The 3,933-nt window shown below is 60.9% G+C and carries 6 protein-coding genes and 1 pseudogene; 1 reads left to right on the top strand and 6 read right to left on the bottom strand.

What is annotated here, in order from left to right; all coding sequences use genetic code 11:
- Positions 1–210: 210 nt before the first annotated feature.
- The 4 genes from JC607_RS25000 to JC607_RS24985 are packed head-to-tail and all read right to left on the bottom strand — an operon-like array spanning position 211 to position 1,456.
- Positions 211–543: a phage tail assembly chaperone gene (locus tag JC607_RS25000; protein ID WP_233093159.1), complete on the bottom strand. Its 333-nt coding sequence runs from the start codon at positions 541–543 to the stop codon at positions 211–213.
- A gap of 10 nt (positions 544–553) precedes the next feature.
- The gene (locus JC607_RS24995) at positions 554–772 is read right to left on the bottom strand and encodes a hypothetical protein (RefSeq protein WP_198839414.1); all 219 of its coding nucleotides are present in this window, start codon (positions 770–772) and stop codon (positions 554–556) included.
- Positions 773–776: 4 nt separating this feature from the next.
- Entirely contained in the window at positions 777–1,082 is a 306-nt protein-coding gene (locus JC607_RS24990; protein WP_198839413.1) for a hypothetical protein, read from the bottom strand.
- Positions 1,082–1,456 carry a hypothetical protein gene (locus JC607_RS24985; protein WP_198839412.1) on the bottom strand — a complete coding sequence of 125 codons (375 nt, stop codon included), beginning with the start codon at positions 1,454–1,456 and terminating at the stop codon, positions 1,082–1,084. The genes JC607_RS24990 and JC607_RS24985 overlap by 1 nt, the downstream gene beginning before the upstream one ends.
- 98 nt (positions 1,457–1,554) lie before the next feature.
- Between JC607_RS24985 and JC607_RS26245 the strand changes: the two are divergent.
- Positions 1,555–1,797: pseudogene (locus JC607_RS26245) on the top strand (phage portal protein); the annotation flags it as partial.
- 33 nt (positions 1,798–1,830) lie between these two features.
- Here JC607_RS26245 and JC607_RS25725 read toward each other — a convergent pair.
- Complete coding sequence (locus JC607_RS25725) at positions 1,831–2,217, bottom strand: hypothetical protein (protein WP_233093158.1); 387 nt, start codon at positions 2,215–2,217, stop codon at positions 1,831–1,833.
- A 542-nt stretch (positions 2,218–2,759) separates the two neighbouring features.
- On the bottom strand, positions 2,760–3,842 hold the full coding sequence (locus JC607_RS24975; protein ID WP_370584956.1) for an IS110 family transposase: 1,083 nt from the start codon (positions 3,840–3,842) through the stop codon (positions 2,760–2,762).
- Positions 3,843–3,933 lie beyond the last annotated feature (91 nt).

Genomic DNA, 3,933 nt, shown 5'->3' with positions numbered 1-3,933 from the left:
GCAGAGGGCCGCCTAACATGAGCACCTGACCGGAACAGAACCGGGACAGGTCCAGTAGCTCACATGGCGAGGGTGAAGACCAGCTCCGCAGCTTTGAATGGGCGATTGGTAGGCGCAGGCATCCGTCCCGTAATGATAGTTTGCATCATAATGTATCCTTGTAAAAAAACCGGTGCGCGGCGGGTATGTTAAGTCAGGTTTTTCCAGGTGTCAGCCCTGCGGGTGGTCGGGCCAGACAGCGGCCAGCGGGTCACTTGTAACGTCAGGCAGGTCGCGCAGAGCCTGGCGGTATGCCAGCCATGCATCTCGCGCGGCCTCGGTCTGGGGGAGGTCCGCGAGATTGCGTGGATTGAGGTCAGACACCCGAAGCAGCCGGTCACGCTCATCGCGCAGATGGCCCCATGGGTCTGGCGACACATACTGTGCAGGATCAGACCCGACGAACTCGCCCCATCGGGGGTGGTCAGGCTCGACCACGGTCACATGATTGCCCTCGGTGATTTTGCCGTTGGTCTGTTCCGGGTTCATCCATTTGTACTGCATAGTGGCCCCTTTACGATCCGCGCGAACTGTTTACGACCTCTGCGGCGTCGGTTTTTTCCAGAAACCAAAAGTCCCCACCTGACGTGCTGAAGGTCGCGTTCGATGCCTGGACAGCCACGCCGGTTCCGATACGGCCCACGCGCATTGTGATGCGATCCAGCGGCAGAAATGGCATGTCCGCCGTCAGAACAATGCCTGCATTGTTGATGCCTGCGAGATCCGCGACCATGGTTTCAACTCCGTTCCGCCTCCGGACAAACCGGGCGCGCGCGCAATGTTCCTGAATTCAGGAAAACCGCAGTCAGTACATCAGTAAAAATATCGCTTCCGGCCACAACAGGCAGCTGCTGCAACTTGGCAACGTCGCCCGCCGCAACAATAGCCAGCGCACGGAACACAAGGCCCGGCGCGTCCGGGGCGCCCTGATAGGCCGCGACCAGATTTCTGAACCAGCGCTCGAAATGATTGGAAGTCGCAGGAGCGCCAACTTCGTATTCTTCCGGGGTGAAATTACCCCAGTCGGTCGGTGGAAATGCCATCAGATTGCCTCGTAAGGTGGATCGCCATTCGGCATGAGTTTCGTGCCAGGATCGCAGGCAAACATGCCCGGATCGCATTGAGCCACGCTTGCTGCCAAATAGCCCGGCGCATCGTTAGCCGTGGCATAAGCAAATCGACCCTCGAACTGGTAAGACTGGGCAATGATATTGATACGCTCGCCCGGCTTCGGCTCGCTCCGGCTGATCACCTGGTTAAGCGCGGTCGGCTCAAGGCCCGTCTCATCCTGAAGGCCCGAGGTTCTCACCCGGATCACGTCGGTAAGCCGGATGCCAGCAAAGCGTTTCACATTCAGCTCGACCTCAATTCGCTTCGGGGTCTTCTCAAAACAGCGCAGAAGGCGGCGCGCGGCCACCCGCAAAGCCGCATCGACGACCTGCTGCCCGGGAATTTAGGGCCGTCAAGCTCAGCGGACCGTGCTGCCCACACTCCGCTTACTGAGGAAGGCGGCCAGTGGAACTTCACCGCAGGGACCCCGGCGCGGTAAGTATCGAATACGATGACTTTGGCGAACCCTATTACCGGGTCCAGTCGAAAAACGGCGGCGACGCGGTTTTGGCGCGAGGTAACCTGCTGCATATTCAGGGCCTGAGGGGCGTGTCGCCCGTTATGCTGGCCCGCGAGGCAATCGCGCTGGCACTTGCTGCCGGGGGCCTCCTTTCCGGGTTCTTCAGGAACGGCGGGCGTCCCTCGGGAGTGATCCTGCGAGGATGCGGGAAAGCGGGGCGTTCATATCGACCTCCTGAAAATGGTAGCGACGATGTTGACGATGATTGCCAGCCAGCCGGGCGTGGCGAAGGGGTCAGGCTTCACCGCGCCGTCAGGATCCGCGCCGGCCGCCAGCGCGACCTCAAAGCCCCTGGCATAGCCCGCGATCTGCTGCGCCCGGTCCGTGCCATTGACGATCCGCCGGGCCCCGACATAATCCCCGGGCGAAGTGTCGCTCAGCGCCTTGCCGTCGCACCAACCGCCCTGCATCCCCTCGCCAAGGCTCTGTGCCGAAATCGCCGGATCCAGGGCGAGGTCATAGTCAGTCGCCAGCTTGCCGCTCAGGCCAGGCTCACAATCCGCGCTGATAGTTCTCGCGCCAGGTGAGCTGGATATAGCCCCGGCCATAGGGCACCTTGCCGGTCTGATCGATGGCGTCGTATCTCTTGCCCGTCCCGCGCCTATATTCCCGGATCGGCTTGACGTTGCCCCCCAGGGCCAATCCAGTTTGACGTAGCCTCTGGCCCAAGCGAGAGGACCAGAGATGAAGCGCAGCAGGTTCACCGAAGAACAGATTATCGGCATCTTGCAGGTGGAGGAGGATCAGGAAGCGATCCGGGGGATCGTTTTCCCGACGAACGGAATGCCCGCCTGAAGCGATTGCTGGCGGATGCAATGCCCGCCAATGCGGCGCTCAAAGATCTTCTGGGAAAAATGTATGGTCCGCCCCGCTGTTGCAAGGTTTTCGTGGGTGTCCGTTCGGCTTGCGTAAATGTATCCGGCCTCTGATCAGTCAGCCGCTTTTGGCGACAAGGCCTTGATGAGATCCGCACCTCGGGTTCCAGATTAATGACACGGGATCGCGTCCCGCTTTTTTGCGTGTGGCTTACCCGTGGTCGATCAACCGTTTGGTCATCACGTCCCCTGCAATGGGTTCTGCGGCGAAGAGTTCAGGTGCTGGTTGTTCCCTTCGACGGCAGATAGACGGTTCCAGGCTTGGTCAGGATAGCCCAGACAATTCTGGTCAGCTTGTTGGCCAGTGCGACCACAGCCTTGTTGCGATGCGTTCGCGCTTCGAGCTCTGAGAGCCAACGCCCGATGGCATGATTGGCGCGGTTCAGATGAAGAAGGCATGATCGGGCGCCGTGAATGATGAGGCGGCGCACATACCGGTTGCCGCGTTTACTGATGCCCATAAGGGTCTGCTTGCCCCCAGTCGAATGCTCTGCGGGCACGAGGCCCAGCCATGCGGCCAGATCCCGCGCCTTGCGGAATTGGCGCCCATCTCCGGCCGCTGCCACGAGAGCAGTCGCACCAAGTGCGCCGATGCCCGGGATTGTGACAAGCCGGCCTACGGCCTCATGCTGGCTGGCATAGGCCTCGACCTTGCCATTCACGGATTTGATCCGTCCCTCAATGTAGGCGAGATCACCAAGCAGCTCTTCGAGCAGCATCCGCATGGTCGGGGTGAGATCATTCTCTGCATGCGCCAGGTGCCGCCGGATATCGGCATGAAAGCCGCCCGCGCCAACCCGCATTGCCAGGCCATATTCGATGCAGAAGGCGCGGGCCTGGTTCATCAGCGCAGTCCTTTGCCCGACGAGCCGGTCACGGATCCGATGCAGTGCCTGGAGGTCGATCTGATCCGGTGTTCGGACCTCCACAAAGCGCATGGTCGGCCGTGTCACGGCTTCCGCGATCGCAGCCGCATCCACGGTGTCGGTCTTGTTCGACTTAACGTAGGGTTTCACAAAGCGCGCCGGAATGATCCGGGCATCATGGCCCATCGCAGCCAGGCGCCGCGCCAGCCACTGTGACCCCGGGCATGCCTCCATGCCTATCAGGGCTCTCGGCGCGGTGTCAAAAAAGGCCATTAACGTGTCACGCGAGAACTTGGCGCGCTGGATCACCGCACCGACGGCATTCAGGGCTACAACGTGGAACACCTTCTTGCCGATATCGATGCCGAAGGTTGCAGTCTCGGGGATTGGTTTGGTTCGCATCCTTTCTCTCCATGTGTTGAGGGCTGCCACGACGATACGCCGGGGCGCGGGGCGGGCCATCTCATTAGTGGTGACGCAGAGCCATGCGCCGCCACTGGCTCAGGGCCATGGCGATACCGGA

Source organism: Paracoccus sp. IB05, from assembly GCF_016405985.1.
Lineage (GTDB): Bacteria > Pseudomonadota > Alphaproteobacteria > Rhodobacterales > Rhodobacteraceae > Pseudogemmobacter.
Note: the sequence above shows the minus strand (reverse complement) of the source record. Positions and strands in the feature narration are given on the sequence as shown.

What these genes read in the sequence shown, in the direction of transcription:
- JC607_RS25000 (WP_233093159.1), bottom strand. Translation starts at nt 543, where the DNA reads ATGCAGTACAAATGGATGAACCCGGAACAGACCAACGGCAAAATCACC.
- JC607_RS24995 (WP_198839414.1), bottom strand. Translation starts at nt 772, where the DNA reads ATGGTCGCGGATCTCGCAGGCATCAACAATGCAGGCATTGTTCTGACG.
- JC607_RS24990 (WP_198839413.1), bottom strand. Translation starts at nt 1,082, where the DNA reads ATGGCATTTCCACCGACCGACTGGGGTAATTTCACCCCGGAAGAATAC.
- JC607_RS25725 (WP_233093158.1), bottom strand. Translation starts at nt 2,217, where the DNA reads ATGGCCGGGGCTATATCCAGCTCACCTGGCGCGAGAACTATCAGCGCG.